Origin of the sequence: Wolbachia endosymbiont of Kerria lacca, assembly GCF_051602725.1 — a bacterium.
Lineage (GTDB): Bacteria > Pseudomonadota > Alphaproteobacteria > Rickettsiales > Anaplasmataceae > Wolbachia.
In genome coordinates, this window is sequence record NZ_CP192272.1 from 849,962 (window position 1) to 876,784 (window position 26,823).

General features: G+C 34.2%; 25 protein-coding genes and 1 pseudogene. 12 read left to right on the forward strand and 14 right to left on the reverse strand.

The features are described 5' to 3' along the window. Positions 1-6: 6 nt before the first annotated feature. The 6 genes from folD to ndk form a co-directional block, all read right to left on the reverse strand. Complete coding sequence (folD, locus tag ACQ4M0_RS03840; RefSeq protein ID WP_213863808.1) at positions 7-894, reverse strand: bifunctional methylenetetrahydrofolate dehydrogenase/methenyltetrahydrofolate cyclohydrolase FolD; 888 nt, start codon at positions 892-894, stop codon at positions 7-9. Next, positions 878-1,453, reverse strand: a complete 576-nt coding sequence (locus tag ACQ4M0_RS03845) for a UbiX family flavin prenyltransferase (RefSeq protein ID WP_438456260.1) — start codon at positions 1,451-1,453, stop codon at positions 878-880. Before ACQ4M0_RS03845 ends, folD begins: the two co-directional genes overlap by 17 nt. After that, positions 1,446-1,703 carry a DUF2312 domain-containing protein gene (locus ACQ4M0_RS03850; protein WP_007302162.1) on the reverse strand — a complete coding sequence of 86 codons (258 nt, stop codon included), beginning with the start codon at positions 1,701-1,703 and terminating at the stop codon, positions 1,446-1,448. The genes ACQ4M0_RS03845 and ACQ4M0_RS03850 overlap by 8 nt, the downstream gene beginning before the upstream one ends. Positions 1,704-1,712: 9 nt before the next feature. After that, positions 1,713-2,990: an HlyC/CorC family transporter gene (locus ACQ4M0_RS03855; RefSeq protein ID WP_438456261.1), complete on the reverse strand. Its 1,278-nt coding sequence runs from the start codon at positions 2,988-2,990 to the stop codon at positions 1,713-1,715. A gap of 68 nt (positions 2,991-3,058) precedes the next feature. Further along, on the reverse strand, positions 3,059-4,237 hold the full coding sequence (locus ACQ4M0_RS03860) for an aspartate aminotransferase family protein (protein WP_007302164.1): 1,179 nt from the start codon (positions 4,235-4,237) through the stop codon (positions 3,059-3,061). 122 nt (positions 4,238-4,359) lie between these two features. Beyond that, complete coding sequence (ndk, locus tag ACQ4M0_RS03865; RefSeq protein ID WP_007302165.1) at positions 4,360-4,779, reverse strand: nucleoside-diphosphate kinase; 420 nt, start codon at positions 4,777-4,779, stop codon at positions 4,360-4,362. A gap of 105 nt (positions 4,780-4,884) precedes the next feature. On the opposite strand from ndk, the pseudogene ACQ4M0_RS03870 reads away from it, so the two are divergent. From ACQ4M0_RS03870 to ACQ4M0_RS03880, 3 genes and pseudogenes are all read left to right on the forward strand, one after another. Continuing rightward, positions 4,885-5,645: pseudogene (locus ACQ4M0_RS03870) on the forward strand (hypothetical protein). Next, positions 5,642-6,595, forward strand: a complete 954-nt coding sequence (gene hemH / locus ACQ4M0_RS03875; RefSeq protein ID WP_438456262.1) for a ferrochelatase — start codon at positions 5,642-5,644, stop codon at positions 6,593-6,595. The pseudogene ACQ4M0_RS03870 and the gene hemH overlap by 4 nt, the downstream one beginning before the upstream one ends. Before the next feature lie 61 nt (positions 6,596-6,656). Further along, complete coding sequence (locus tag ACQ4M0_RS03880) at positions 6,657-7,457, forward strand: hypothetical protein (protein ID WP_019236750.1); 801 nt, start codon at positions 6,657-6,659, stop codon at positions 7,455-7,457. Here the strand turns inward: ACQ4M0_RS03880 and gshA are convergent. After that, positions 7,454-8,608, reverse strand: coding sequence for a glutamate--cysteine ligase (gene gshA, locus ACQ4M0_RS03885; RefSeq protein WP_010406439.1), 1,155 nt, complete (start codon positions 8,606-8,608; stop codon positions 7,454-7,456). The two genes, ACQ4M0_RS03880 and gshA, sit on opposite strands and share 4 nt — an antisense overlap. Positions 8,609-8,690: 82 nt before the next feature. Between gshA and hslV the strand changes: the two genes are divergently transcribed. Both hslV and hslU read left to right on the forward strand, forming a co-directional pair. Then, the gene (gene hslV / locus ACQ4M0_RS03890) at positions 8,691-9,245 is read left to right on the forward strand and encodes an ATP-dependent protease subunit HslV (RefSeq protein WP_010406442.1); all 555 of its coding nucleotides are present in this window, start codon (positions 8,691-8,693) and stop codon (positions 9,243-9,245) included. A gap of 1 nt (position 9,246) precedes the next feature. Further along, positions 9,247-10,698 (forward strand): ATP-dependent protease ATPase subunit HslU, encoded by a 1,452-nt coding sequence (gene hslU / locus ACQ4M0_RS03895; protein WP_010406444.1) that lies wholly within the window; start codon positions 9,247-9,249, stop codon positions 10,696-10,698. A gap of 70 nt (positions 10,699-10,768) precedes the next feature. Here the strand turns inward: hslU and ACQ4M0_RS03900 are convergent, their stop codons facing one another. After that, positions 10,769-11,641: an FKBP-type peptidyl-prolyl cis-trans isomerase gene (locus ACQ4M0_RS03900; RefSeq protein ID WP_438456263.1), complete on the reverse strand. Its 873-nt coding sequence runs from the start codon at positions 11,639-11,641 to the stop codon at positions 10,769-10,771. After that, a complete protein-coding gene (locus ACQ4M0_RS03905; protein ID WP_006014603.1) occupies positions 11,634-12,416 on the reverse strand; it encodes a polyprenyl synthetase family protein in 783 nt (260 codons plus the stop codon). The genes ACQ4M0_RS03900 and ACQ4M0_RS03905 overlap by 8 nt, the downstream gene beginning before the upstream one ends. Positions 12,417-12,543: 127 nt before the next feature. Between ACQ4M0_RS03905 and acpP the strand changes: the two genes are divergently transcribed. The 5 genes from acpP to thyX all read left to right on the forward strand — a co-directional run bounded on the left by acpP (position 12,544) and on the right by thyX (position 16,440). Then, positions 12,544-12,804 carry an acyl carrier protein gene (gene acpP / locus ACQ4M0_RS03910; protein ID WP_007302173.1) on the forward strand — a complete coding sequence of 87 codons (261 nt, stop codon included), beginning with the start codon at positions 12,544-12,546 and terminating at the stop codon, positions 12,802-12,804. 6 nt (positions 12,805-12,810) lie between these two features. Then, positions 12,811-14,082 (forward strand): beta-ketoacyl-ACP synthase II, encoded by a 1,272-nt coding sequence (fabF, locus tag ACQ4M0_RS03915; RefSeq protein WP_438456264.1) that lies wholly within the window; start codon positions 12,811-12,813, stop codon positions 14,080-14,082. An 86-nt stretch (positions 14,083-14,168) separates the two neighbouring features. Further along, positions 14,169-14,306 carry a hypothetical protein gene (locus ACQ4M0_RS03920; RefSeq protein ID WP_265014985.1) on the forward strand — a complete coding sequence of 46 codons (138 nt, stop codon included), beginning with the start codon at positions 14,169-14,171 and terminating at the stop codon, positions 14,304-14,306. Between the two features lie 4 nt (positions 14,307-14,310). Then, a complete protein-coding gene (murA, locus tag ACQ4M0_RS03925) occupies positions 14,311-15,588 on the forward strand; it encodes a UDP-N-acetylglucosamine 1-carboxyvinyltransferase (protein ID WP_213863812.1) in 1,278 nt (425 codons plus the stop codon). 9 nt (positions 15,589-15,597) lie between these two features. Beyond that, positions 15,598-16,440 (forward strand): FAD-dependent thymidylate synthase, encoded by an 843-nt coding sequence (thyX, locus tag ACQ4M0_RS03930; RefSeq protein ID WP_007302176.1) that lies wholly within the window; start codon positions 15,598-15,600, stop codon positions 16,438-16,440. 24 nt (positions 16,441-16,464) lie between these two features. On the opposite strand, the gene ACQ4M0_RS03935 is transcribed toward thyX, so the two are convergent. From ACQ4M0_RS03935 to ACQ4M0_RS03955, 5 genes are all read right to left on the reverse strand, one after another. Next, on the reverse strand, positions 16,465-17,637 hold the full coding sequence (locus tag ACQ4M0_RS03935) for a hypothetical protein (RefSeq protein ID WP_438456265.1): 1,173 nt from the start codon (positions 17,635-17,637) through the stop codon (positions 16,465-16,467). Positions 17,638-17,902: 265 nt separating this feature from the next. Continuing rightward, positions 17,903-18,859 (reverse strand): IS5 family transposase, encoded by a 957-nt coding sequence (locus ACQ4M0_RS03940; protein WP_213863789.1) that lies wholly within the window; start codon positions 18,857-18,859, stop codon positions 17,903-17,905. 16 nt (positions 18,860-18,875) lie between these two features. Beyond that, positions 18,876-19,010, reverse strand: coding sequence for a hypothetical protein (locus tag ACQ4M0_RS03945; protein WP_438456266.1), 135 nt, complete (start codon positions 19,008-19,010; stop codon positions 18,876-18,878). A 59-nt stretch (positions 19,011-19,069) separates the two neighbouring features. After that, positions 19,070-22,525 (reverse strand): ankyrin repeat domain-containing protein, encoded by a 3,456-nt coding sequence (locus ACQ4M0_RS03950; RefSeq protein ID WP_264376648.1) that lies wholly within the window; start codon positions 22,523-22,525, stop codon positions 19,070-19,072. Between the two features lie 9 nt (positions 22,526-22,534). Then, the gene (locus ACQ4M0_RS03955; protein ID WP_438456267.1) at positions 22,535-23,503 is read right to left on the reverse strand and encodes a hypothetical protein; all 969 of its coding nucleotides are present in this window, start codon (positions 23,501-23,503) and stop codon (positions 22,535-22,537) included. Positions 23,504-23,601: 98 nt separating this feature from the next. Between ACQ4M0_RS03955 and priA the strand changes: the two genes are divergently transcribed. Together priA and ACQ4M0_RS03965 are read left to right on the forward strand one after the other, a co-directional pair. Continuing rightward, positions 23,602-25,575, forward strand: a complete 1,974-nt coding sequence (priA, locus tag ACQ4M0_RS03960; RefSeq protein ID WP_264376650.1) for a replication restart helicase PriA — start codon at positions 23,602-23,604, stop codon at positions 25,573-25,575. A 114-nt stretch (positions 25,576-25,689) separates the two neighbouring features. Beyond that, complete coding sequence (locus ACQ4M0_RS03965; protein ID WP_264376651.1) at positions 25,690-26,493, forward strand: ankyrin repeat domain-containing protein; 804 nt, start codon at positions 25,690-25,692, stop codon at positions 26,491-26,493. Positions 26,494-26,823: the final 330 nt, after the last annotated feature.

The window sequence follows — 26,823 nt, forward strand, 5'->3', positions numbered from 1 at the left end:
ATGCCCTCAACTAATGAAATCAGAAGGATCAACTTCCCGGTGTAAGCAAACAGCAACTACAGTGTTTATCATAAGAAATGCTATTGTCATCGGGCCAACTCCACCAGGCACTGGAGTAATAGCTTTGACTTTTTCTTTTACTCCCTCAAAGTCAACATCACCCACAAGCTTACTTTGATTTCCTATGTTAATGCTATTTATGCCAACATCAATCACTATTGCACCTTTTTTTATCCAATCTGGTTGAACAAAATTTGGCTTTCCAACTGCTGCAACTACTATATCCGCCTTAGAGCAATAATCAGCTAAATCCCTACTTTGTGAATGCAAGATGGTAACAGTGCAATTTTCTTGCAACAATAGGTGAAACATTGGCTTACCCACAATATTTGATCTGCCAATGATTACCGCATTTTTACCGGACAGATTATTTTCAACTGACTTAATTAAATGCAAAGAACCTTTGGGAGTACAAGGTATCAGACAATTTTTTTCACCTTTAACTAACCTGCCAACATTCTCATCATGAAAGCCATCTACATCTTTTTCAACACTTACTGTATTAATTATTCTGCTTGCACTGATGTGCTTTGGTAAAGGTAACTGAACTAAAATTCCATGCACAGATGAATCTTCATTTAATGTATTAACTTTTTCAATCAATTCATCTTCTGAGATACTATCAGGCAAAACAATAGTTTCAGAACTTATGCCTATTGATTCTGCTTTTCTTTGTTTATTACGAACGTAGACCTGACTTGCTGGATTGCTACCCACGAGAATTACTTTAAGACAAGGAAAAACATTATACTCTTTCTTTAAAATATCAATTTTTTTTGATAGCTCCTCACAGAGATCATTTGCTGTTTTTTTACCGTTAATAATAATTGACATTTCCTTGCCACTCCTCGAAGTCAGGTAATGCGATATCAAATAAATTCAATACTTTACCAACAGAATGATTTACAATATCATCCAAAGATTTTGGTTTAATATAAAAAGCAGGCATCGGCGGAGAAATAATTGCTCCCATCTCCGTTAGTTTTAAGATATTTCGTAGATGTCCAAGATGTAGTGGAGATTCTCGCACCATAAGAACTAATTTTCTTCTTTCTTTTAGAGTTACATCTGCAGCCCTTGTTAATAGATTGGAAGTCACCCCCGATGCTATTTCAGACATTGTTTTCATAGAACATGGAGCAATAACCATACCTGAGGTTTTAAATGAGCCGCTTGCTATTTTTTCTCCTATTTTTTCTTCAGAATAGTAAAAATCTGCAAGCGACATAATATCTTCAAGTTTTTCTTTAATCTCATGAGCTATAGTTATTTTTCCAGCACTGCTGATCACTAAATGAGTTTCATGATTGGTATTTTTTAGTGCCTCTAGAATCCGTACACCGTAAATAGAACCAGATGCTCCACTTATTCCAATTACAATCCTACTATTCACCTTCGTAATTCATTCCCAATGCACGTTTGTAGGTATCAAGTAATATTTCCTGTTCCTCCCTGTCATCATCATCCATCTTTCTTAGCCTAATAATCTGTTTCATCACTTTTATATCCCAACCTTCATCTGCAGCTTTTGCATATACATCACGAATGTGATCTTGCACATCCCTCTTTTCTTGTTCAAGTTTTTCTATTCTCTCTATATAGTTCTTCAAATCTTCAGCCGTTATTTTTAATGTATCTTCCATAGAACCCAACTAATTAATTGCTACTACAGTATTATCAGTTTTTACTTGTACTTCAATCATAGTAATAATATTTTTATCTTTTTTTAAAATCTTAAAGTAAAAACCGTACATGGAAAACTCTTCATTTTCTTCAGGAATGCGCTCTATCTCGTTTACAATCATACCTGCTAGAGTTGTAGCTTCTTCATCAGGAAGATCCCAATGTAACTGTCTATTAATATCCCTAATAGTAGATTTTCCTTCTATGTGATACATATTATCGGATATCTTTTTTATAAAATTCTCTGTGATCAAATCATGTTCATCTGAAATTTCTCCAACTATTTCTTCCAGTATATCCTCAAGAGTTACGATTCCCTGTAGTACTCCATACTCATCAATAACAAATGCAAGGTGTTTCCTGTTTTTACGGAAGTTGTGAAGTTGTACACTGAGTGGCGTACTTTCTGGTATAAACCAAGGCTTTGACATAACTTTGGCAATCTCTATTTTATTATCCTTTTCACGCAAGGCATTTATTAGATTTTTCACGTGAACCACTCCAACAATATTATCTGGTTCTTTTTGCCATAAAGGTACTCTGCTATGGCTACTGGTTAAAATCTCTCTTATTAAATCCTCTTTGTTTCGATCTATATCAAGAGAAAATAAGCTTCTCCTGTGAGTCATAATCTGTGATATTTCTGTCTCAGCCAAATCAAGTATACTACTTAGCATATCTAAATCCTGTTGTAACATAGTTCCTTCACTGCGATGAAGAGTAATCATGTTACGCATTGCATCTGCTGCAGATATTACCTCCCTATTCTTATGAAGCCCACATAACTTCAGAATGAGATTGACAATAAACTGAATGCCTAATGTCAATGGAGAAAGAATCTTGACAAAAAACAGCATAAAATAAGAAGAAAGCAATGTAAATTTTTCAGGATTTTGCATGGCGTAAGTTTTTGGTAAAACTTCACAAAATAGCAAAATACAAAACGTCATCATGAATGTTGAAAGAAAGATGCCTTCACTTTCAAAGAAATGTATAAATATTGCTGTAAATAAAGCGGAACAAGTAATGTTAATAATTGTATTGCACAGTAATATTGTTCCTATTGTTAATTCTTTTGTATTCAACAAGCGGTCTATTATCTTAGCTCTTTTATTGCCATCTAGCTTTAGTTTATTAACTCGGGAGCGGCTAATTGAGGTTAACCCTATTTCTGCTCCTGAAAACAAAAACGATAAGATCAACAAGAAGAAAATTGCTGACAATACTGAAATCAATAACCAATCCATTAAAGTATGATGTTATTGCGATATAGAAACAGAGTTGATTTTATATGTTGTAAGAAGCATTTGCAAGTCTATATATCTTTAATATAAAAAAATAAATCATGAAATATATCACACACTGCATTCACATGCATACTCTCAACAACAAGTGGAGGAGTTATTCTTATTACCTTATTATTTAAAATATTAGTCATTATTAAGCCTTTGTCAAGAGATTGTTTAACAATTTTATCAGCCAAAGGTACTCTAAGCTCTATCCCTATCAATAAACCCTCCCCACGAACTTCTGAAATGATCTTCGGAAATTCTTCAGTCAAAGGCAACAACTTTTCTTTTAGATATTTACTGACCTTCTTAACATGGTCAAAAAAGCCTTCCTTTAGCATTACATCGAGTACTGCATTACCAACAGTCATGGCAAGTGGATTACCTCCATAAGTTGACCCATGAGTTCCTGGAGTGATTGCTTCTGCTATATAATCTTTTACTAAACATGCAGCCAGAGGAAATCCATTACCCATAGCCTTCGCACAAGTGAGCATATCAGGTTCAACTCCTATATTTTGATAGTAAAATAGAGAGCCAATCCGTCCATATCCGCATTGCACTTCATCAAAGCATAAAATTATTCCTTGAGCTTTTGTTATCTCTCTTACTTTTTTAAGATACTCTACGTCCAATGGATGTACTCCGCCTTCACTTTGTATGGGCTCTAAAAATATGGCAGCTGTTTCGCTATTGATTTTCTTTTCTAATGCTTCAATGTTATTTCTTGGAACTTTATCAAAACCAGAAAGGAGTGGAGCAAAACCTTCGCGTGATTTTTCATTTCCCCCAGCTGAAATTGCAGCAATACTGCGGCCATGAAAACCTCCTTCAATTGTAATGATGTGACTGCGCTTTTCTTGTCCATTTAAGTAGAAATAGCGGCGAATAAATTTAATTGCAGCTTCTGTTGCTTCAAGTCCACTTGAGCAGAAAAAAACTTTATCGGCAAAGGTAAGTTCTGTTAAACGCTGAGCAAGCCTTTCCTGCTGAGGAATAGTAAAAATATTAGAGCAGTGCCATAATGAATCCAGTTGCTCCTTCAGTTTATCTGTAATGTATGGATGACAATGCCCTAGAGAGGTTGTAGAAATTCCTGCAGCAAAGTCTAAATATTTTTTACCATCCTTATCGAAGAGATATACTCCTTCTCCTCTAACTATAGAAGCTTCAGATCTATTATAAGCGTTAACAACATGATCCATTTTAAATATTATCTATACTGTGCATGAAAAAGCTTTCCCTTAATATTGCTTAAAATAAAAATTGGGCTAGTATTATACAGTTCAACATAAAATTCAGAAATTTAATATGTAAAAAGGTAAAACTACACCAATTCACATTCAGCAAAAAAGAAAGCTATTTCTCTATGAGCATTCTCTAGACTATCAGAACCATGCACTCTATTTTCACTAATATCATTAGCAAAATCACCCCTAATTGTACCTTTATCTGCCTGTTTTGGATCTGTAGCACCCATGATTTGTCTGTATTTACTGACTGCATTTTCACCGATTAAAACTTGAACTATCACAGACCCAGAAGTCATAAATTCCACCAACTCTCCAAAAAAAGGCCTATCCTTATGAATTTCATAAAACAGCTCTGCTTGTTTTTTTGTCAGCAGCATCTTTCTCTGTGCTATAATTTTTAGTCCAGATTTTTCAATGTAAGAATTTATACTGCCTGTAATATTATTTTTTACTGCATCAGGTTTTAATATCGAAAGTGTTCTCTCAATTGCCATATCATTCCCTTATATTAAGATCGTATATTTACTTTATTGTGAATTTTTGTTCCATCAAAGAGATTTTTTATTTATAGTCAAGAATAAAACATCAAGGGGTAGTTTATGGTTTACTGTCGTAAGAAACTAGTGAATAATCTTAAATCATCAATTTTCTGCGGAACAAAAGGTTTTTTAACCTTTAATTTGGCATTTTTAAGTTATTTAGAGTATAGCTTACACAATAATACAAAATTAAAAGAAGGTGCCGCTTTTGGGATGAAAAGGAACGTTGTTCCATTTGGTGAAATGATTGCCATACCGCTGTTTTTTTGCTTTGTATTACCAGCTATGGTAGGCAACATAAGCCTTATCGAGTGCGCACTTATATGTGCTGCACTGATGGTTGCAACATGTTTTGTTGTAAGAACCTTTCACTTGCGTGAAAAGTTATTGAAAAAAATGACTAATAATGAAAATTATACCGAGGAACAAATAGAGCAGGAATTTAAGAAAGACATTATAAATTTCCTATCTTTGATAAAAACAGACAGCATATTGAGTATAATTCTCCTAATCCAGGACAACTAATGAATGAAAGTCCTCCCTCTCTCTTTGTTAGGGTTTTACTTTTTCCCCTTACGATTTTTCTGAAGGCTCTACAAAGCTGCATAATGATATCTTTGGCTGCTGTTGAACTTTTTGAAGCAGTGCCAAGTTTTTGTGTTGATGTGGTTTTTGATAGAAACTTTGTATCTACACAGAGTAACGTGAAGAGATCTGGCCATCTATTGTATGCTAGTGTGAGAAATTTAGTGCCTGTAACTAAACTTGATGAGTGTGTAGCTGATTTTATAGGCAAACCTGAAGAAAGGTGCTGTCAGTGAAGAAGGCAGTAATCTTATTTAACCTAGGCGGACCTGATTCACTAAGTGCGATCCGTCCTTTCTTATTTAATCTTTTTTACGATAAAAGAATAATAAATCTACCAAATCCTTTTCGCTTCCTTTTAGCAAAGTTTATCTCCAAAAGGCGAGAAAGTACTGCACAAGAAATATACGAGCACATTGGAGGTAAATCGCCAATCTTGGAGAATACGAAAGCACAAGCTGATGCTTTAGAACTAAAATTAAATGAAAATGGAAACCATGTATATAAGATATTCATCTGCATGCGTTATTGGCATCCATTTGCTGATGAAGTTGTTAAAAGCGTAAAGCAATTCGACCCTGACGAAATCATTCTGTTACCACTATATCCGCAATATTCAACCACCACAACTCTATCATCCATCGAGAATTGGCAAAAAAATGCCAAACTGGAATGTAACACAAAAACAATTCACCATTATTATGACAATGAAGACTTTATTGAAGCTCATGTTAATCTGACGTCTAAATATTATAAATTAGCTAGCAAAATCGGTAAGCCAAGAGTCCTATTCTCGGCTCATAGCTTACCTCTTAGTATCATTAAAAAAGGCGACCCTTACGCTTCACAGATAGAAAAAACAGTAAAATTAATAGTAAAAAAATTGAATATTGAAGATCTTGATTGGGGAATATGTTATCAGAGTAAGGTTGGCCCTGTAAAATGGTTGGAGCCTAGCACTGAAAGTGAGCTATCACGCGCAAAAGACGATAATATACCTGTAGTTTTATCACCTATATCTTTTGTTTCTGAGCATTCTGAAACACTGGTTGAACTTGATATAGAGTATAAAGCAATTATCAAAGACGGATATTACTTTCGCGTACCAACTCTCAGTACTGATCTCTTATTTATCAAGTGCTTGGCCGATTTATGTTTAGATCACTCTCAAAGTACTGATTTATAGCACTTTTCTTTTTAGATTTTTATAGTATAATATTAAAAAGTTATTATTTTATTATCTACTTATGCCAAAAGGTAAGCCAAATACATTTATAGAAAATATACATGATGCTCACAATCATGATATTAGAAAGATGTATTGTATTGCAGTAGGTTTAACAGGCATATTGTGTAAAATTTCATTGCAATTCTGTTGCGAGTTTATTGATAACAACAGATCCAATATTTGCACTGTATTAGATATTTCTAAGTTCATAAAACTACCAACATCAATAATATTTGCTCTTCATTTTGGTCTCAATTTAGCTGGATATAAATCTAAAAAACTTCAGAATGGTAAAGGGGGAAATGAACCTGAAAAACCAATACAGGTTGTGGGTAGCTTAGCCTTCTTGGCAAACTGTGTCATAGGAATATTGATGCAGACAAAAATCATTCATTTCTTAGCTAGAAACAACAAGGATGTAATAAGTTATATTAGCTTAACATCAGCAGTTCTATTTCTATTTTCAGAATGCATAAACTGTTATTATACATGGAAGAAGTATCTAGATAATAAGGATTCTGAAAAGTCTGCTAAATATGGCAAAGAAGTTATTTTTAGCACATTCACTTTGTCATTGGGCTTGTTAAGCTTCATATTAAAAAGAATGGAACTTCCAACCATACCAATAGACTTGGGTGGTGGCATAATCTATAATTTCAACTTAACTGTTACGGTTAGTTTGATACTAAGTATAGCATATCTAGTATCAAACATCGATAAGTTTGTCAATCAACCTAATAATGGTACTGATCCTTCTACTGGACTTGATGACGCTCACCATATTCAGCATAATGGCAGCATTGTAGAAATTAATTATTAGAGATGAAAAGACTTAATTTCTACTGCCAATGCTAGCACTGCTAATTTGCTAACAATATTCCAAAGTGGCAAAGTTTTATTTTCTTGGCTGATGTCATAAAATTCACAGTCAGTGGAATTCAAGCTAGAATATACATCTTTCCTGCTATTACATCGGTATAAGTAACATGTTGGAGTATCTCCTATATAGTATATTAGCGGTTCTGCAGAACTACTTTTAAATATGTCAATAGTTGGTACACCTTCTTGTATAATAACACTATTGATTGCTATTCCTTCTTTTATCTTTTTCATTTTATGACGCTTTTTTTTATTGAGATTTAATATTTCCTTTCCACTTGTTGCTGTTATAATGCCCATTCCATATGTGCCATTGCTTGCTTTGATAAAAACGTAAGGTTGTGTTTTTATTTCATATTCCTCATATTTTTTTTGCACTAGAGATAATATTTGGTCAACTTTAGTCGCTACTGCTCCTAGTGATGAATCATCATTAAAGTCAACTCCATTACAGCTTTCTGTAAGCACAGAAATAAGCCATGGGTCCATTTTAAATTCGCCACAAAATTCGGACACTAATTTTTGATAGATTTCAAAATATTGAAATTTCTGCCTACTGTGCCAGCCATATAATGGACTTGGCACTATCTCTTGTTTTACGTTTTCTAGCGTGTCTGGAATGTGGCTCGTCATATCACGGTTCAGTATAATAATATCAGGCACAAATCCTGAAGTTGTCTTCAGCAAAGAGTTTTCTTTCACAACAGTTTCATACTGTTCTATTAAATTGTACGTTTCATTATGAAAGAGGCCAATTCTAGTTTCAAAACCTGCGAGTTGCAGTACCTTTTCTATAGCAAATACATTTTCTATATACATTTTATTTCGTGTGTAATTCTCCGGTATTATAAGGGCCTTTTTATATTGTTTTGTTTCGAAGTAGCTTTTTATCAATTTTGCTGCTATCGCTTTTGATACTTCACTTAGGTTATTAAACCCTGCAGGAAATAAATTGGCGTCTACTGGAGCAATTTTGTAGCCTGAATTCCTAAGATCTATGGAGCTATAAAATGGTAATGTAAAACCATTAAATTTTGTTTTGAACCAATTATTTATATCTTTTTCCAGATTTGGATGAATTATGTTTTGCATCTACACTTTAAATGTTATAAGAAAAGTACTATATTATAAGTTATAATCTTAATATAATATAACGAATTAAAATAACAAAAAAATGATTCATCATGACAGCAGTAAAATGTATGGTACTACTATACTGTCAATTAGAAGAGACAAAAATGTAGTAGTAATAGGTGATGGGCAAGTCTCGCTAGGCCATACCGTTATAAAATCTGGAGCAAAAAAAGTTAGGCGTCTTTCTGGTGATTCCGTAATTGCCGGTTTTGCTGGAGCAACAGCTGATGCATTTACTCTCTTCGAAAGGCTAGAATCTAAACTTGATAAGCACCCAGGACAGTTAATGAGGGCATGTGTTGAACTTGCAAAAGACTGGAGAATGGATAAATATCTAAGAAAATTAGAAGCTATGATGATCGTGGCAGACAAGTCCATTTCATTGGTCATTACAGGAACGGGTGATGTTCTTGAACCTGAAGATGGCATTGCAGCCATTGGCTCTGGAGGAAATTTTGCTTTATCTGCAGCAAAAGCTTTGATTGACGTTGAAGGAATATCAATAGAGGAGATTGCAAAAAAGGCTATGAAGATAGCTGCTGATATATGTGTTTATACAAACCATAATCTAATTATCGAAAAAATAGAGGAGTAATATGTCAAGAACTTTGTGTGCCAATTTTTCTAGTCAATCTGTAGTGGGTCAATTTGATAATAATGATGACTATAATGAGAAAAATAGCCTCTATGAAAATGAAGGTACAGGAAGTAGCAGCATTCAAAGCTCACAAGCTTTATTAGATGATCTACCACCACAGAAGATAGTTAAAGAATTAGACAGATTTATAATCGGGCAGAATGATGCAAAGCGCGCTGTTGCTATTGCACTCAGAAATCGTTGGCGTCGAAATAAAGTCCCACTTCCACTACGTGAAGAGATTATACCTAAGAATATACTCATGATAGGCCATACGGGAGTTGGTAAAACTGAAATAGCTCGCCGTTTAGCAAAGCTTGCTGGTGCACCTTTTATAAAAGTTGAAGCAACGAAATTTACTGAAATAGGATATGTTGGACGTGATGTTGACTCGATAATACGTGATTTAGTTGACGCAGCAATAGTTTTAGTTAAGGAAAAAGCACGTAAAGCCTTAACTAAAAAAGCTTTAGGTTTGGCTGAAAAGATAATAGTCAACTCCATGGTTGGTGAAGATGCAACCGAGGAAAGCAAAAAAGTTTTCAGAGAAAGACTGAGAAATAAGGAATTTGAAGATGGAGAAGTTTCTATTAACGTCAGGGAGAGCAAGGGTATGTTACCCACTTTTGATATACCTGGCATGCCAGGTGGGCAAATTGGTGTGATGAACGTAACAGAAATCGTGGGCAAGATGTTTAATGGGAGCAAAAAAACAAAAACTATTACAGTTAAAGTGAAAGAAGCACGTGAAATATTGATTAATGAAGAAAGCGAAAGGTTAATGGATGAAGACAAGATAATCAAAGAAGCGATTGATCTTGTTAGCAATGAAGGCATAGTGTTTTTAGATGAAATAGATAAAATTGCAGCACGTACAGAAATAAAAGGTGAAGTCAACAGAGAAGGAGTGCAGCGCGATCTGTTACCATTACTTGAGGGAACAACTGTTTCAACTAAGTATGGCCCCGTAAAAACAGACTATATATTATTTATTGCATCTGGTGCTTTTCATTTATCTAAGCCATCTGATCTTTTACCAGAATTACAGGGTAGATTGCCAATTAGAGTGGAACTTAAGGCGCTTACTCAAGAGGATCTAATAAAAATATTAAAGGAACCAGAATCTAGTTTGTTAAAACAGTATATAGCGTTAATGAAAACGGAAAATGTAACACTTGAGTTTACTGATGATGGTATAGAGACTATAGCTGAAATAGCATTTACAGTTAATAGAGAAGTGGAAAATATAGGTGCAAGAAGACTTCATACTGTCATGGAGAAGCTTTTGGATGAAATAAGTTTTATCGCTTCTGAAAAAAATAGTGAAAAATTTGTTATAGATAGCAAATATGTAAGAGATAAACTAGAGTCAATTTCAAAGCAGCTTGATTTATCTAAATTTATACTTTAGAGGAAGCCTACTTTAAGTAATATAGAGCATTCAAGAGGTTTTATTTTTTCTTACTTCGTAATTCTTCAAGCTATTTTCCAATAGTAGAATTCAAGCTTAAATCAATTATTGCAATATCACAATCTATGCCTTTTGTTAACACATCAGTTAAAAGATCAGGTGAAGAAAGAACTGTTCTTTTATTACCAGCTCTCATTCCCACAACTCCAAGTTCTATAGCAAGTGGTATTTTTTTGTCACCAACCTTAAACTGCACTATTTGATCTTTGATTATATACTCACCATTATGTCTCTTTATGCTATATTGAACTGATATCTCATCGCCACATTTTACTCGTTTTCCAGTTTTGTTAATTAAGTCATTAAAAATCATTAGGTTATTTACTGAATCAGGATATTTATCTTTTACTTCAATCAGTTTGATGTAATAAGAGTTAAAACTCATTTTGTTGTCATCAGCGGCAATAGTAACTACACGCTCTCCACCTTCTTTCATACCTATTACCCCTAAACTCACTTCTTTTAAGTAATCCTGACCTATTTTCAAATTGACATCAGTCGGAAGTAGCGTTGCTAGGTTGTTGGAGACTTTGTACATTTGTAGCAGAACTTCTTGGCCACAGAAAACTTTACTGCCACTGCCTTCAGTAATTTCATAAAAGTTTATCATCTCTTCTTCTTTTTGCTGTGTTATTTCTTCTAAATATTCTGCTAACCCATGCTTTTCAATATAACGATCAAGAGCTGATTCAAGTATCGGCCTGACCAAATAACTTGCTATCATCTGTGTCAAACCACCATGTGTAGCATTTATTTCGTAAAGCTTTTCCCTTTTCTCTGGTTTATCTTTGTTTATATAAACAATCGTAATTATAAAAGCAGAAGCTAAAGTGAGAGTCATTACTACAGAGATAAACATTTGTAATATAATTTTTCTAACCATCTTTTTTTACTTGATTCAATAAATCATATAAGTCACTAGTATTCCCTGAAAGCGTACTTAAATTATCTGAGGCCTGTTTAAAGAGACTATCTATATAGTTTTCCATTTCATTTTTTCCAAGCACGGACATTAAATTGTTTGTTTTATCTTGCTCATAATCTTCGATATCATCCTTGGCTTGAAAAATAAGCCCTAGATTTATTCCATAGTTATATAATGCTTCCCGCTCCTTGTCTGTAGCGCCTCCTATTATAGCCCCTATTTCACATGAAGCTGCAAATAGTTTTGCAGTTTTCATCAAATGAATTTCTTTTATTTTGTCAAAATCTGCACCTATATCTAAAATCTGCCCTCCCACCATTCCCTTCATTCCTATTGCTTGAGAGAGCACTTTTATGATCTCACAATTTAACAAAGATAATACCTCAAAAGCCAGGGTAAGTAATGCATCTCCGGCCAGTACTGCTGTTGCTTCACCAAATTTTTTGTGGCAGCTTGGCTGGCCTCTGCGGGTGTCACTGTTATCCATACATGGCAGATCATCGTGAATTAGGGAGTAAGCATGAATAAATTCAATTGCTGCTGCTGCTGTTATTGCTTTTTCAACCTTTATGTTGAATATCGACGAAGATGCTATAACTAAAAAAGAACGTATATGTTTTGCAGGAGCAAGAAGCACATAACGCATAGCTGATATAAGTTTATTCTCGCTATTTTCAGGTAAGAGCTTATTCACTTCTACAACAAGCAAATTTTTTGTTGTTTCGTCTAGCATTTTTAAATTTATTAACTATCGAGTGCTAAGAGATAGGAAGTTTTTAATAGTTTATATAATCATAAAAGCTATTGCAAACATCAAAATTTCTTATAACATCAGAGAATAGGTTATTTTTTAGTAAGAAATGAACGAATTGGCAAAAAGCACTAGGGAAGATATAGAAGAAAAAGTAAAGAAGATTATACTAGAGCACATCAGTAAGGATGTAGAGGGATTTAGTAGTTCTTCAAAGCTTTCAGACCATGGCACAGATAGTTTAGATGCAGTTGAAATAATCATGGCAGCTGAAGAAGAATTTGGTATAGAGATTCCTGATGAAGATGCGCAAAAAATGGAAACTATGGAACAGATAGTTGAATATGTAGTAAACAAAGCAAACAATTGATGTTGAATGAGCAGAAGAGTAGTAGTTACCGGTGTTGGCTTAATTACTCCACTAGCAGCAGATGTTAATAACACCTGGTCAAAGCTGAAAGAAGGTAAATCTGGCATCAAAGCAATCAATACAGATAGGTTCGACTCTTCTGATCTTGCTTGTCAGGTTGCAGGGCAGGTGCCTATGCAATCCGATAACATTGAGCATTATTTTAATTCACCAGATTATATTTCTGAAAAAGACCTAAAAAGAACAGATCGTTTTATTCACTACGGAATTGCAGCAGCTGTTCAGGCAGTAGAAGATTCACTAATTTTGGAAAATAAAAATATTAATAAAGAGCGAATAGGTGTAGCTATTGGTTCTGGTATAGGTGGTCTTCCGTCAATTCAGGAAAATGTAATTACCATGCAGGAGAAGGGGCCTAGACGTGTTAGCCCATTTTTTGTTCCTGCAAGTCTAATAAATTTGATATCTGGTCATATTTCTATTAAATACGAATTTATAGGTCCAAATGACTCAGCGGTAACTGCATGTGCAACAGGTGCGCATGCGATTATAAACTCAGCAAGAGCTATAAAACTCGGTGAAGCTGACGTTATGATTGCAGGCGGAGCAGAAAGCGCGTTATGCAGAGTTGGAATTGCAGGTTTTGCATCGATGAAGGCGCTATCAACTAAATTCAATGATAAGCCTGAAGAGGCCTCAAGGCCATGGGATGAAGAACGTGATGGATTTGTCATGGGCGAAGGAGCAGGTATATTAGTGCTGGAAGAGTATGAACATGCAAAAAAAAGAAAAGCAAAAATATATGCGGAACTCACTGGATATGGACTCACAGGAGATGCGCACCACATCACAGCACCACGTCCAGAAGGAAGAGGCGCACTTAAGGCAATGGAACTTGCTTTAAGGAGTGCACAAGTAAGCCCAAGTCAAATTGGGTATATCAATGCACATGGGACTTCAACAACACTTGGGGATAAAGTTGAAGTAATAGCAATGAAGCAGTTATTCGGTGACTATGCCTATAAAATACCTGTTTCCTCGACTAAATCTTCTATAGGACATTTACTTGGTGCCGCAGGAAGTGTTGAAGCAATATTTAGTATCCTTGCATTAAACAATGGAATTGTTCCACCAACTTTAAATCTACACAAACCTTCAGAAGGGTGTGATTTAAATTTTGTACCACTTAAAGCTCAAGAGCATAAAATTCAATATGCGCTTTCTAATTCATTTGGTTTTGGTGGTACCAACGCGTCTCTCATCTTTGGAAAGGTGTAGTTAATTATGCTATTTTGAATCGACTACGAAAATGTTATTCGAGTAGCTGAAACTAGAATCCAGTTAAATTGGTCAGCATAAAAGTAATGTTGAAATATAACATTTTGATGATGATGAAGAAATGGATCCTAGTGTCAGCTACTCGAATGACAGAAGAAGAAAAAGCAAAATTTTGCCTTTTACCGCTAACCTATTATACTTACTTGATAAGTTCTATCGCTTGATTAAATGCATAAAATATTAGTAAGAAGTAACCATAAGCCCTTGATTGGAAAAATCAAGATTAATGGTTCAAAGAATGCCGTCTTGCCAATAATGGCGGCAAACTTGTTTAGTAATTCTTCAATAACTTTGCATAACGTACCTGATTTAATTGACGTGCATTTGATGTCTGAGCTGCTTAAGAGTCTTGGTGCAGAAGTAAATTTTATATGCAATAAAGACTATAAAGCAAATCACACTTTGGAAATTGACTGTAGCAATATCAATAACTATTTAATATCACATGAAATTGCAAGCAGACTGCGAGCATCTTTTTTAATGCTAGGTCCAATGCTCAGCAGATTTGGTAGAGTTTCAACAGTATTTCCTGGTGGATGTAATATTGGAAAACGTCCTGTTGACATTCATATTAAGGCACTTGAAGCAATGGGAGCTAAAATTGAAATTGATAGCTGTAATATAACTGCAACAACAAAGGGGAAATTGCAAGGCAAAGAAATAACATTTGAAAAAGTAAGTGTTGGTGCAACAGAAAATATAATAATGGCAGCAACACTTGCAGAGGGAGTAACAATAATAAACAATGCTGCAATCGAGCCGGAAGTTCTTGATTTAATAGAGTTTCTGAAGATTATGGGTGCCAATATTGAAGTTAATAATACAAAAATCACAATAGAAGGTGTTGAAGCATTAAATGGGTGTGAGCATAAAATAATACCAGATCGCATAGAGGCCGGTACTTATGCTTTGGCTGCTGTCATTACCGACGGCGAGCTAAAGTTAGAAGGAGTAAGTTTGTCTGATATAGAATGTATTGCAAATGAATTGAAGACTATAGGAGCCAGAGTTGAGTTACATGACGATGGTATTATTATTTCCAGAAAAAATGGCTCTATTAAATCTGCTCACGTTGCAACAAATCCATATCCCAACTTTCCCAGTGATATGCAACCACAACTAATGTCTGCTATGTCAATTGCAGGTGGAATATCAATCATTGAAGAGAACGTTTTTGAAAGTAGATTTGCACATGCAAATGAGCTAAGAAAATTAGGTGCTAATATCAGCATCGAAAAAAATAAAGCTACTATAAGTGGAATAAAGAGCTTATCTGGAGCTAATCTATATGCTAATGACTTAAGATCAACAGCAGCTTTAATTCTCGCTTCTTTGGTAGCTAAAGGAGAAACTACAATAAATAACTCACATCATTTATGGAGAGGATATGAGGCAATGCACGAAAAACTCAATTCATGCGGGGCTGATATTTTCGTTTCATCTTGAGGATATATTATGAATGAGACAACTAAGCGAACTACAGTAAAAGAAATAGATGACATTCTATACGAAGAACATAAAGTATTAGATCATGGATTTGTTCGAGTAATTGATTATATGGGCTCTGATAGCGCCATAGTTCAAGCTGCTCGCGTTTCTTATGGAAAGGGAACAAAACAGATAAATCAAGATGAGGCGCTTATAAAGTATTTGATGAGGCATCATCATACAACTCCATTTGAAATGTGTGAAATTAAGTTTCACGTGAAACTTCCAATTTTTATTGCAAGACAGTGGATAAGACACAGAACTGCAAATGTGAATGAATATTCCGGAAGGTATTCGATACTTGATAATGAATTTTATATACCAGAACAGGTTGCAAAACAATCTGATAATAATAAACAAGGCAGCGGTGAAGCTTTTGACTCAAGTACTTCAAAAGAAATAATAGATTCTCTAATAAATGATTCTAATTTAGTATATTCTCATTATGAGAAATTTATTGAACAGGGCCTTGCAAGGGAAATTGCCCGAACTAATCTAACACTTAATTACTATACTCAGTTTTATTGGAAAATAGATTTACACAACCTTCTTCACTTTTTAAGGCTTAGAGCTGATCAGCACGCCCAATATGAAATTAGAGTCTATGCAGAAGTTATGTTGGACATAGTAAAGAAATGGGTCCCGCTGGCCTATAATGCTTTCATTGAATACTCCTTAAAATCAGCCTGTATTTCAAAAACTGGTCTTGAAATAATTCGCAAGCTAATAAAAGGAGAAAATGTTGCGAGAGAAGAAAGTGGCATTGGTAAAAGAGAATGGAATGAGCTGATGTCTATACTTGGTAAATAGCCAAAAAGATCGAGTTATGTCCTTTCACAGACTTGCAGGTGTGAGCAACAATTTATTCATACCTTTATCAACTGATATATCAATTATTTTTGAATTTGTTCTTTCTGTTGTTTCATAAAGTTTTTCAGCTTTCTTTGAAATCAGTGTTGCATTTCTAAGTCCAATACGAACTTCGCAATAATCTGCAAAATTTTCAACATACATATCATATGAATAATGGTTTACAGCAAGTTCCATTACCCTACAAACTTCCTCTAATGTAAAATTAGCAGCTCCTGTATCAGGACAAAAGCTAACCGCTCCTTTATTAGGGTCAAAAAATATGTATTTATCATTCTCTGCTTTATACACCAACATAGAATGCCCCTCATCCTCAATGACATCTTCTTCATTACAAGCATAGCAAAAATAACTAAATTCTAAGTAGCATCCTATCTTCACATCATTTAAGAAACGTTTGATTTGTTCTTGGTTAGTATAGACCCATACTTTTGTTGAAGATAGATCGTTACATAATTGCTTATATATTATCTCATCATAATAAAATGGACCTCCTTCTCGCTTTTCAATGCTCTGAACATCAAGAATAGGTAAAAATTGCGATAAAAACTTCATCATCAATAACTTAATCGTTTGTTCTTTTCTTCCATCAATATAATTCATAAAATCTTGTTCAGATATAATATTATCAGACTCGAGAAATCCAACAAAATCTTGCCTATTCTCTAATTTTAGAAAAGTAACAAAGTAATTTAATGAGTGACATAACCCTCTTTCGAGAGAAAAACCTAAAATTTCTTCAAATCTATCTTTTAATTGTACAATTTTAGATATACTATCTGACATAAAAGTATTCAAATTAAATTGAATAGCTTTCTCACTTTCAAATAATTTATTATATTGTTCTTCAGCTGATAAATCCGGTGCTTTGTATACATATCTACCATTTTCTCTACGTATACCTTCTATATCTTTAATTATACCTTGTTCTACATTTTTACTGATAGAAATTTGGTGCTTTCCTTTATTGGCAAATTGATTTAAAAACTCCGCAATTTCCTGTTTTGAGAGTCTTGTTTCAACTTGTCCATCTTCTCTATCTTCAGTTTTATAAAACACTTTAACTCTAGGATGTTCCTTATCAGTATAGACTTTTAATACAATAGATTGAGCAATGCGATTAACATATTTTGGCATATTGATTATTAAGATATTAACTATATATCTTAATAACAGTATAACCCACGCCACCTGTCAATTAATAAATTAATATTATTTGTTATATAAAAAAGTAAATTGCATAGTAGATTCCAGTGCTTGACACTGGAATCTAGGAATTTTGATTCTAAATTGGGTATTGGTCTAAAATTAAAATAAACGTTTGTGATGAGATTATATGAACACTGGATCCCAGTGGGCTTTGTTGCACAGCTCTTCGGATAGTGGGTAATGTATAATAAATTCATGAAGCTATATCAAACTTAGCCATGCCTATTTCAGTAAATTTGTTAAGCAAATAACACTTGAGTAGCAGTTCCTTCTCACGATTAATCTCAGATTTATTCCTAAAACTAAATCCAAATATTTGCTTCAGTCGCGAGAAAAAACTTTCTATATAAGATCTCTTCCAATAATTTATCTCTTTTTTCCACCTCTTCATACCATCTTCATCATATGACTTTATGAGCTTGATTGTAGAATTTCTCTCATTCATATAATCCAACTTTGGATGCTCTACTGCATTATTTTGCGGAGGAATCCTTGTCTTTATGTCAAGCTCATCGCACAGTTTGTATAACTTCTTTCGATTATATGCCCTATCTGCATATATCGTGCTTATGTTATACTTGGTATCCACTCTTTCAATAAGATCACAGGCTCCATAGTGGTCGGAATAAACTCCACTACTGTATTTTGCAGCTATAACTTTTTTACTACCTATCTCTAGCATTACATGTAGCTTTCTTGTTTGCTCATAGCGGCGATACTTTCTATCTGTACCATTTGCCTTACTATGGCCTGGAATATTATTGTAGATGCTGATACCTGTACTATCTATAGCAATTTCAATATCTTCCATATCGTTCTTATCAACTCTGCAGTCGTTGATTTTGATATTAAGCTTTTTAAACCTTCTTGAAGCCTGCGAATAGCTGATAATTTGCAAAATTTTCCCTATTTGCTCAAGATATTTCTCTATAAATCCCACTGTTTGCCTAAGACCAATCCTGAATAGATAGGTTATTATGTGAATTAGAATCACTACTTTGTCGCTGTAGACATTGTTGCCACCTGCTACTTTTGGACTATTTTCGTACCAATTTTCAATGGCATCGTTGATATAATGAAAAACATTTCCCCTTTCTTGAAGAAATTTGTTATATTCATTGCAGTTACTGACTTTCATTCTTATTGGCATATTTTTCCTTTGTCGGCTAAATATCTATTTTATAACAAATTCCATCAGTAACTGCCTGTTCTTTCCTTGAGTGGTGCAACAAAGCCATCCCAGTGTCAAGCACTGGGATGACAGGAGAAGGAAACGCCGGAATGGCAGGGGAAAGAAACACTGGGATGACAGTGAAAGATCTAATTCCTTATATCAATTAATTCTCATCCACCTTTTACATTACATAAACTCATCACTTTTATAGAACATCTCATTAAAATCATTCAAAATTCCAAAATCTTGATTTTTAATAAATAGATGCCCATCTGCAATATAGGACTCAGCAAGAGTAAATGGTTCATCATGATGCTGTGATGCTGGCCTAACAATTTCATTGTACAAAACCATTACTTGCTCATAATTGTATCCACTACCATCATGATATTTACCACGTATAGTGTCATAAAAATTTCTTACATCATCATACGTAACTTGCAGTTCTACCTTATATTTCCCTATTTCAACAGCCTCACCCACTTTGATTTTTAAAGGATGTTGTTTCACATTATCTATAACAATTGTTTCCTCTTGCTTCTCTTCATCTCCTCTTATCGATCTTTTACTCCTTTCTTCACTCGCAGGTTGATCTGCTGGCATTTGGTCTATATCGTTAGATTCTTCTTCTTGCATAGTAATTTTTTTGAGATAGCTAAGCATATCCTTTCCAGCTTTTTCCCAAGTTGCAGCTTCTTTTGAAAGCTCACGATAATAAGAATCATTACCGCCTTTGCTATCTATTACATCTCTTGCTAGTCCTTTCTCTTCTGCCCATAACTCAGCATGTTCAACAAGTGTCCTGCCATCTTTGCCTACAACGTCAACGTCAGCTTTGTTTTTTATTAGATATTCTATTGTATCTAACTTTCCATGCCTCACTGCATGAACTAAAGGTGTCCAACCATCATTATCCTGAGCATTAATATTCGCACCTTTTTCAACTAACTGCTCTATCATCTTCTTATTCCCAAGATCAACAGCAAGATGCAAAGGTGTTAAGCCGTAGCTATCCTGAATATCAATATCCGCATTATGCTCTATGAGATATTTAACTACTTCCATATTTTTCATGTACATGGCAAAATGTAGTGGAGATTTACCAGAGCTAATATCACGGGTATCAACATCTATACCACGATCTATTAAGTATTTAGCAATTTCCGTATGTTTTAGCTCAATTGCATAGTGCAGCAGTGTTTGAGCTGACGTGTTTTTGATACCAAGATCTGCGCCATGCTCAATTAAACTCTTAACTATTTCCGCATTCCCTAGCTTAATAGCAGCAAGTAACGGAAAAGTATAATAACTTTTACTATTAGGATCTGCGTTATGATCTAATAGATACTTCACTATTTCTGTATTACCTGAATAAATAGCACTGTATAATGGCGTTTTGGAATAAGCATCTTGAATATTAGGATTTGCACCACGATCTATTAAGTATTTAGCTATCTCTATATTTCCAGACTCAATGGCATAGTGTAAAGGTGTCTTATAATACACATATTTAGTATTAGTTTTCTGATAATAATTGTCATGAACATTAAGATTTGCTCCATGATCAATAAGATATTTTGCTACTTCCGTATTTCCTGACTGAATGGCATAATGTAGTGGCGTTTGTCCATTATGGTCTCTTGTATCAGTATATGAATTGTGTTTTAGTAGCATTGCTACTTTGCTTAAATCTCCCAATGAAGCAGCAAAATGTAAACTCGTCGCACCTGTTACCTTATTTATCTCGTTTACTTTTCCTATAGTGTTTTCTACATTATTGTCATCAATATTCACCTTTAAGAAAGGCTGTTTATTATACTTCATAACTTTTGTTGTAACAGCTTTTCCTTGTTCGTCTTCACTCACTTTTTTAGCAGGTTGCATAGAATCTTCTCTACTGACACTTTCTATCTTGGTTTTATCACCACTTACATTATGTACTGGGCTATAACCATATAGACCCTTGCCTGCACTTTGTTGGCTTGTTGAACTTTCAACACTGTTAGATTCAACAACATTATATTCCATATGTTGTTCACCACTCAGCTCAGCCTTAACCCATTGTTTAAATTCTTGATCATAACCTTTCAGCTCAGTCAAAAAATCCTCAAATAATTTATTACCTTGAGACCTATTTGCACCAGATTTAGAAAGGCTCTTGAGCAAATTATCAATCATATCTGGATGTTTATCTTCAAGAAATTTGATCACTTGTTCAGCATCCGAATGATAATGTTCCCCTTTATTACTCCAAATATTATTGCGCAATATTTCATCTGGTTTGAGACCTTTATTCTTTATTGCAATCAAGGCCTCTTTATCTCCGTGGTCATTGACATGCCGACCATCTTCTAAACTTGCCATATAGTTAGCAACCCCTTCATGCATGGCCTTAGATAAGACATCACCTGTACCATAATAGGAATTAATGATAGTTAAGGCGTGCCCCAATTCGTGTTTTAAAGTTTTACACGAGTCATCAAATTGGTCTTGTAGATAAAAATAAACATGAACTTCTGAGCCACGCCCTTGAACTGTTAAGCCAGAAGCGCCTTTATAGTTAACGTTCAACTCCTTAAGATAATTTTCGTAGTCACTCTTTGTATTAAATACGAAAACATTAACTTTATTTGGTATGTTGTGCCAAGGCTGAGAATTATTAATGCCAAATGCTGAATCAAAATCTTTTATAGTACTCTCGATGGCATTTTTTACACTACTCAATTTGCTCTGAGTTAATTCCTCATCATCATATTTTATATTTATTTGAAGCTTGTGTTCGCCAAAAGTCATAACTTCACTATCTGGCACAAGATCTGCCACAATTTTATCGCCACTTTTTACATCCATCCACTGCTTAAATTCTTTTTCAACTTCTGAGTTATTCAAAAGATGCTTGAATTTTGATATCGCTTCTACTCTATTGAAGGACATTTCAGTAAGCAATTGCTTTATGAATTGAGGATGTTTTTCTTGTAGGAATGTCACTAAGCAATCTGATATTCTATAGTCGTTAGACATACTTGCTATTTTATATGGTGTATCATGCCCAGATTCATGCATTTTATTGTATGCTTCTTTTGTATAATGCATATCGCGAGTGCTTTCTTTTTTAGCTGCATCATAGCTCCACATGAAAAGCTTCATACCGGTACGTAAAACTTCAGGTACTGTATCCATATTACCGGTAGAGTACTCAAGAAATGCATCGCTCATTTTTTCCATTAAAATTTTAGATTTTGCACAAAGTAAGCCATTTACATCTCCAACAATAAAAGTCTTTGCTATCGTGCCGTCAGCTTCGTGTGCTCTTACTGTTCCACCACCCCATAATTCTCTATGGTCCTTACCACCTGAAAGTTCCTTGATGTGAGCTTTGTAATCATCGTAATTTTTCAGCACATAAAGCTGCAATTTTACTGGACCAGAATGAACGCTTTTTTGTGAATAGAAATTATCAGACCAGGCTCCGTAAGCATCTTTTACAGTTTGTTTTATATACTCAGGGGTATAACTAGCTAATCCCCCATATTTTACTTCTATTGTAAGCTGATCGTTTATTACTATACTTTCTTTATTTGGAAATAATTTTTTAATCAAAGTTTGTGATTTATCATATTCAGAATTTGTTTTAAATTTCATATCCACCTCTTAAAAATTTTCACTATAAATAAGTCTTGAGAAAAATGCGTTAACTGTAGATTCAGCCTTTACCTTGTTTTTGCACAACTGCTGAGATAGTTGATCATCGCTGAAAAGCCGATTCTTAGTATCGAGATATTTAGCATAGTTGCCAGCAAGTATTGAGTAGAAACCGCTTTCAAGTTCAAGATAAGAGCTGCTATTGAGAACAAAAAATAAATCGCTCTGGTCAAGCAGTATGTCATAACCAGAGCTCGTACAATGTAAGTATTCATTACTTTCATACTCTGCTATGTAGTATTTACTTGCATCAAGATCACCATTAAGCTGTAAAATTGCTGCTGAACGTCCATTCCCAATACTATGGCCTTTTATTACTCTAAGTACTTTAATCTCATCATTTTCTATGAGTTCTCTTAACTTTTCATTCTTTTGATTTAATTCTTCCTCTGCCTTTCTTCTGTCTTCTTCTAATTTTGTTTCTTTTTCAACAAGCTCATTTTGTATTTGCAAAAACATATCTTGAATGGTTAAGCCATTTAGAAAGTAATCCAATACACTTGACACAAACGGCTGCAATTCACCATTATCTTCAAAGCTCTTTTCCTGCTTTTTGTCATATTGAGTGGGATTATAGATTGCATACAGAGGATAAAAACCATAATTCACCTCGTCGAATGATAACTCTATCGAAAATCCGCTCTGATCAAGTGGAAGTTTAGTAGCTAAATATCTACCATTATTATCTCTGACATACAGCTCATTTATACCATAGTGCCCACTATATTTGTTGTAATAAATATAAAAATTCTCAGGATTAAGATTAAAGTAATCATCTAAATTGTTAGGTTTACCGAGCTTTTCACATAGAAAACTCTTGCTCTTATCTGTAAGTTTGATGCGTGTAGAGAAGTAACACCGATCTATTCGGTCACCTTTTTCTATTTCAAAGTCTAGGACTATTTTATCGCTAAACATACAGAATTTCCTCACATTTCCAATATTTATGATTATAAATTGTGTACTATGAAAAAAGCATTAAGGCTTCTTTATGTATCTAAAAACAGCGCTAACTTATGACAAGAATAGTTGACGTATTACTACCACTTCCAATTGATCAGCTATTTTCATATGCAATTGAGAAAGATACTGAAACTTCAATTGGAGATTACGTAGTGGTACCATTTGGCAGAAAGCGTTTGATTGGAATAGTTTGGAAATATAGCGGCAAGAGTGATCGAGAATTAAAATGCATTGAACAAAAGATCGAGTTACCGAGTATCAGACCAAAACTGATCGAATTTGCAGAGTGGGTTGCGCAGTATAATGTAATACCTATCGGTATGCTTGCCAAAGTAATAATGGGAGGAGTATTAAAGGTAAATCAGATAGATAAGTTAGTTTTCACTAAGCAAAAGCAGGAAATAAGTGAAATAGATTACCAATTAAGCCCTGAGCAGCAAGCAGCTCGCGATAAGATAATAAGTAATTTGAATGAGTATTCAGTGACTTTGCTTGACGGTGAAACCGGGTCTGGAAAAACGGAAGTTTATCTCTCTGTGATTGCAAGGTTAATTGAAATCGTAAACGATGCACAAGTCCTGATCCTTCTGCCAGAAATTGTCCTAACTTCACAATTAGTAAATCGTGTTCACAGTCAGATATCTGGAAATATAGCTGAGTGGCATTCAGGACTTACTCCCAAAGCTCGCCGAAATAATTGGCTTAATATAGCAAATGGAAGTGCGCAGATAATTATTGGGGCAAGGTCATCACTTTTTTTGCCTTATAAGAACCTAAAATTGATCATCGTTGATGAAGAGCATGACTCATCCTTTAAACAGGAACAAGGAATTATATATAATGCTCGAGATATGGCAATTATCTTAGCCAAACTCGAAAATATTCCGATTATTTTATCATCCGCTACTCCGCTGCTTGAAACAATTTATCATGTTAAAAAAGGGAATTACAACCATGTAAAGCTAACCGAAAGATTCGGTGGTGCAGAGTTGCCGCACATAAAAGTAGTGAATAATAAACAATGGATTTCAAATGAGCTTTTCGAAGGGATAAAACAAACCATAGAGAAAAAACAGCAAGTTATGCTCTTTCTAAACCGCAGGGGGTATGCGCAACTTGCAGTTTGTAAAAAATGTGGATATAAAATTTCCTGCTCAAATTGCACTGTATGGCTTACGTACCACAAGAAAAAGAACGTCCTTTTGTGTCACCATTGTTCTTACCAATCAAAACTTCCAGAAAAATGCTCGAATTGTCAAAGTGAGCAGTCATTATCCCTTTGTGGTATAGGAATTGAGAGGTTACTTGAAGAGATAGTAAAACTATTACCAAATGCAAAAACTGCAATTATCAGCAGCGATCAGAAATCGCTTGGTAGCGTCATTGACTCAGTGCTCAAAGAAGAAGTGAATATTATAATTGGTACACAAGTAATTGCTAAAGGGCATAATTTCCCTAAGTTAACTTTGGTTGGAGTGATCAATGCAGATTTAGGACTTGAAAATTCTGATCTTAGGGCAGCAGAAAAGACATATCAATTATTGCATCAAGTTGCAGGAAGGTCGGGAAGGTTTAATGAAAAAGGAATGGTAATAGTGCAAACTAATAATCCTGAAAGTTTGATAATAAAAGCATTGCAGCAGCAAAAAAGGGATTTGTTTTATGAAATTGAACTTGAGTCAAGAAGCAAAGCTAAAATGCCCCCATTTAGTAGATTAATAGCGCTTATAGTTTGCGGTAAGGATCAATTTGCAACACAAAAAGCAGCAAATGAGATAACAAACTTTTTGCATAATCAATTTTCAACTACCTCTCAGCACTTGACATTGAAAGAATTTGAAATTTTTGGCCCATCACCAGCAGCAATAAATTTCTTAAATAATAAATATCGGTATAGAGTGCTACTCAAAATACACAATAAACATAGTTTATCTATAAAGAAAAAGCTAAAATATTGGATTAAAAATTACAACTTGAATTCAAATATTGCAGTAACAATAGATGTTGATCCTGTGAGTTTCTTTTGAATTTATTTGACATTTGTAGGAATTGCTAATAAGTTCTATTAATTTTTTAATTAAAAAACTTGACTTTTATTAGAATTTATTATATTATTTATATAATTAGAATAGGGAGATAATATGACTGATTTACCTAAAATCATTAATGATGGAGAAAAGAAATTTATAGAAAAAATTAAAGAGTTACAAGAATATCTTAATGATAATAGCGAAATTGTGATTAACAAGCGGTTATTCGCACTGGCTATTTTAAATAAAATCCCTGTAAATGGAGATCTTATCAATAAGGAAGGAGGAAAGATAGTATACCCTATCTTGCACCACTGTATTGAACACGATAGTGCAATATCTGAGAAAAAAGAGAAATTATCATTTCAAGACGTGATGAAGATTTTAGATGAAACTGTGAATAGGTTTATTACTCCTCAGTATTTCTACAAATTGATAAATTTTCAAGATCAAAGTAGTAAAAATACATTATTACACCAAGCTGTTACAAGTGATAACACTGATGCAATAGAAGCCCTTTTAAAACATGGTGCAAATCCTTTAATAGAGAATATAAATAAGCAAATTCCATTAGATTTAGCTCATGGAGATACAAAAAAAGTACTCATCAAATGTATGAAAGACCAAGCTCAATCGAAAAAAGAAAGTGCTAGATGTAATAGTTTGATTGGCATTATACCTGGCGTTTTTCTTGGCATTGGACTCGGTGTTGGTGGTGCTTTAGTCCCTTCAATGACTATTATATTATGCGCACTCGCAGTATCTGCTCTTGTTGCTGGAATAGCAGTTGGAGTGGCTATATATTTCCTAAGTCAAGACTATAAACAGGCTAAATCAATCGAAGAAGCTGTTAATCCTCAACTCTCTTCTGTCGAGCATGAAAAGACTGTAGATAATAAAGCAGTACTAGGATAACTGTGAGTTTTTTAACATTAGATTTCTTGCATAACTGGAATTCGAAAGTTCCAGCGCATTTTTCTTATTGGATCCCAGTGTCAAGCACTGGGATGACATCTTATTATGCAAGAAATCTATTCATTTAAAACTTATTTGAGAAAACGTAGCTATAAAAACCGCAGGTACCAGTTGGTTTTTATTAGCTAAATTAAAGGTCAAGTATCTGGAATTCTGAACATAAGATCCCCCTGTATAAAAAAGATTAGAAAAAATGCAGTGCACATACGACAGATATGCTCTGAAGAGGATACGCTACATTTTTAGTGAGTGTGATTTAAAAGTCTGCAG

Coding starts and splice junctions, on each gene's coding strand:
- ACQ4M0_RS03920 (WP_265014985.1), top strand. CDS start 14,169: ATGTTGAAATATAACATTTTGATGATGATGAAGAAATGGATCCTAGTG.
- priA (WP_264376650.1), top strand. CDS start 23,602: ATGACAAGAATAGTTGACGTATTACTACCACTTCCAATTGATCAGCTA.
- ACQ4M0_RS03950 (WP_264376648.1), bottom strand. CDS start 22,525: ATGAAATTTAAAACAAATTCTGAATATGATAAATCACAAACTTTGATT.
- ACQ4M0_RS03880 (WP_019236750.1), top strand. CDS start 6,657: ATGCCAAAAGGTAAGCCAAATACATTTATAGAAAATATACATGATGCT.
- ndk (WP_007302165.1), bottom strand. CDS start 4,779: ATGGCAATTGAGAGAACACTTTCGATATTAAAACCTGATGCAGTAAAA.
- murA (WP_213863812.1), top strand. CDS start 14,311: ATGCATAAAATATTAGTAAGAAGTAACCATAAGCCCTTGATTGGAAAA.
- gshA (WP_010406439.1), bottom strand. CDS start 8,608: ATGCAAAACATAATTCATCCAAATCTGGAAAAAGATATAAATAATTGG.
- fabF (WP_438456264.1), top strand. CDS start 12,811: ATGAGCAGAAGAGTAGTAGTTACCGGTGTTGGCTTAATTACTCCACTA.
- ACQ4M0_RS03900 (WP_438456263.1), bottom strand. CDS start 11,641: ATGGTTAGAAAAATTATATTACAAATGTTTATCTCTGTAGTAATGACT.
- ACQ4M0_RS03965 (WP_264376651.1), top strand. CDS start 25,690: ATGACTGATTTACCTAAAATCATTAATGATGGAGAAAAGAAATTTATA.
- hslV (WP_010406442.1), top strand. CDS start 8,691: ATGATTCATCATGACAGCAGTAAAATGTATGGTACTACTATACTGTCA.
- ACQ4M0_RS03860 (WP_007302164.1), bottom strand. CDS start 4,237: ATGGATCATGTTGTTAACGCTTATAATAGATCTGAAGCTTCTATAGTT.
- thyX (WP_007302176.1), top strand. CDS start 15,598: ATGAATGAGACAACTAAGCGAACTACAGTAAAAGAAATAGATGACATT.
- ACQ4M0_RS03940 (WP_213863789.1), bottom strand. CDS start 18,859: ATGCCAATAAGAATGAAAGTCAGTAACTGCAATGAATATAACAAATTT.
- hslU (WP_010406444.1), top strand. CDS start 9,247: ATGTCAAGAACTTTGTGTGCCAATTTTTCTAGTCAATCTGTAGTGGGT.
- ACQ4M0_RS03935 (WP_438456265.1), bottom strand. CDS start 17,637: ATGCCAAAATATGTTAATCGCATTGCTCAATCTATTGTATTAAAAGTC.
- ACQ4M0_RS03855 (WP_438456261.1), bottom strand. CDS start 2,990: ATGGATTGGTTATTGATTTCAGTATTGTCAGCAATTTTCTTCTTGTTG.
- folD (WP_213863808.1), bottom strand. CDS start 894: ATGTCAATTATTATTAACGGTAAAAAAACAGCAAATGATCTCTGTGAG.
- ACQ4M0_RS03955 (WP_438456267.1), bottom strand. CDS start 23,503: ATGTTTAGCGATAAAATAGTCCTAGACTTTGAAATAGAAAAAGGTGAC.
- ACQ4M0_RS03850 (WP_007302162.1), bottom strand. CDS start 1,703: ATGGAAGATACATTAAAAATAACGGCTGAAGATTTGAAGAACTATATA.
- ACQ4M0_RS03905 (WP_006014603.1), bottom strand. CDS start 12,416: ATGCTAGACGAAACAACAAAAAATTTGCTTGTTGTAGAAGTGAATAAG.
- acpP (WP_007302173.1), top strand. CDS start 12,544: ATGAACGAATTGGCAAAAAGCACTAGGGAAGATATAGAAGAAAAAGTA.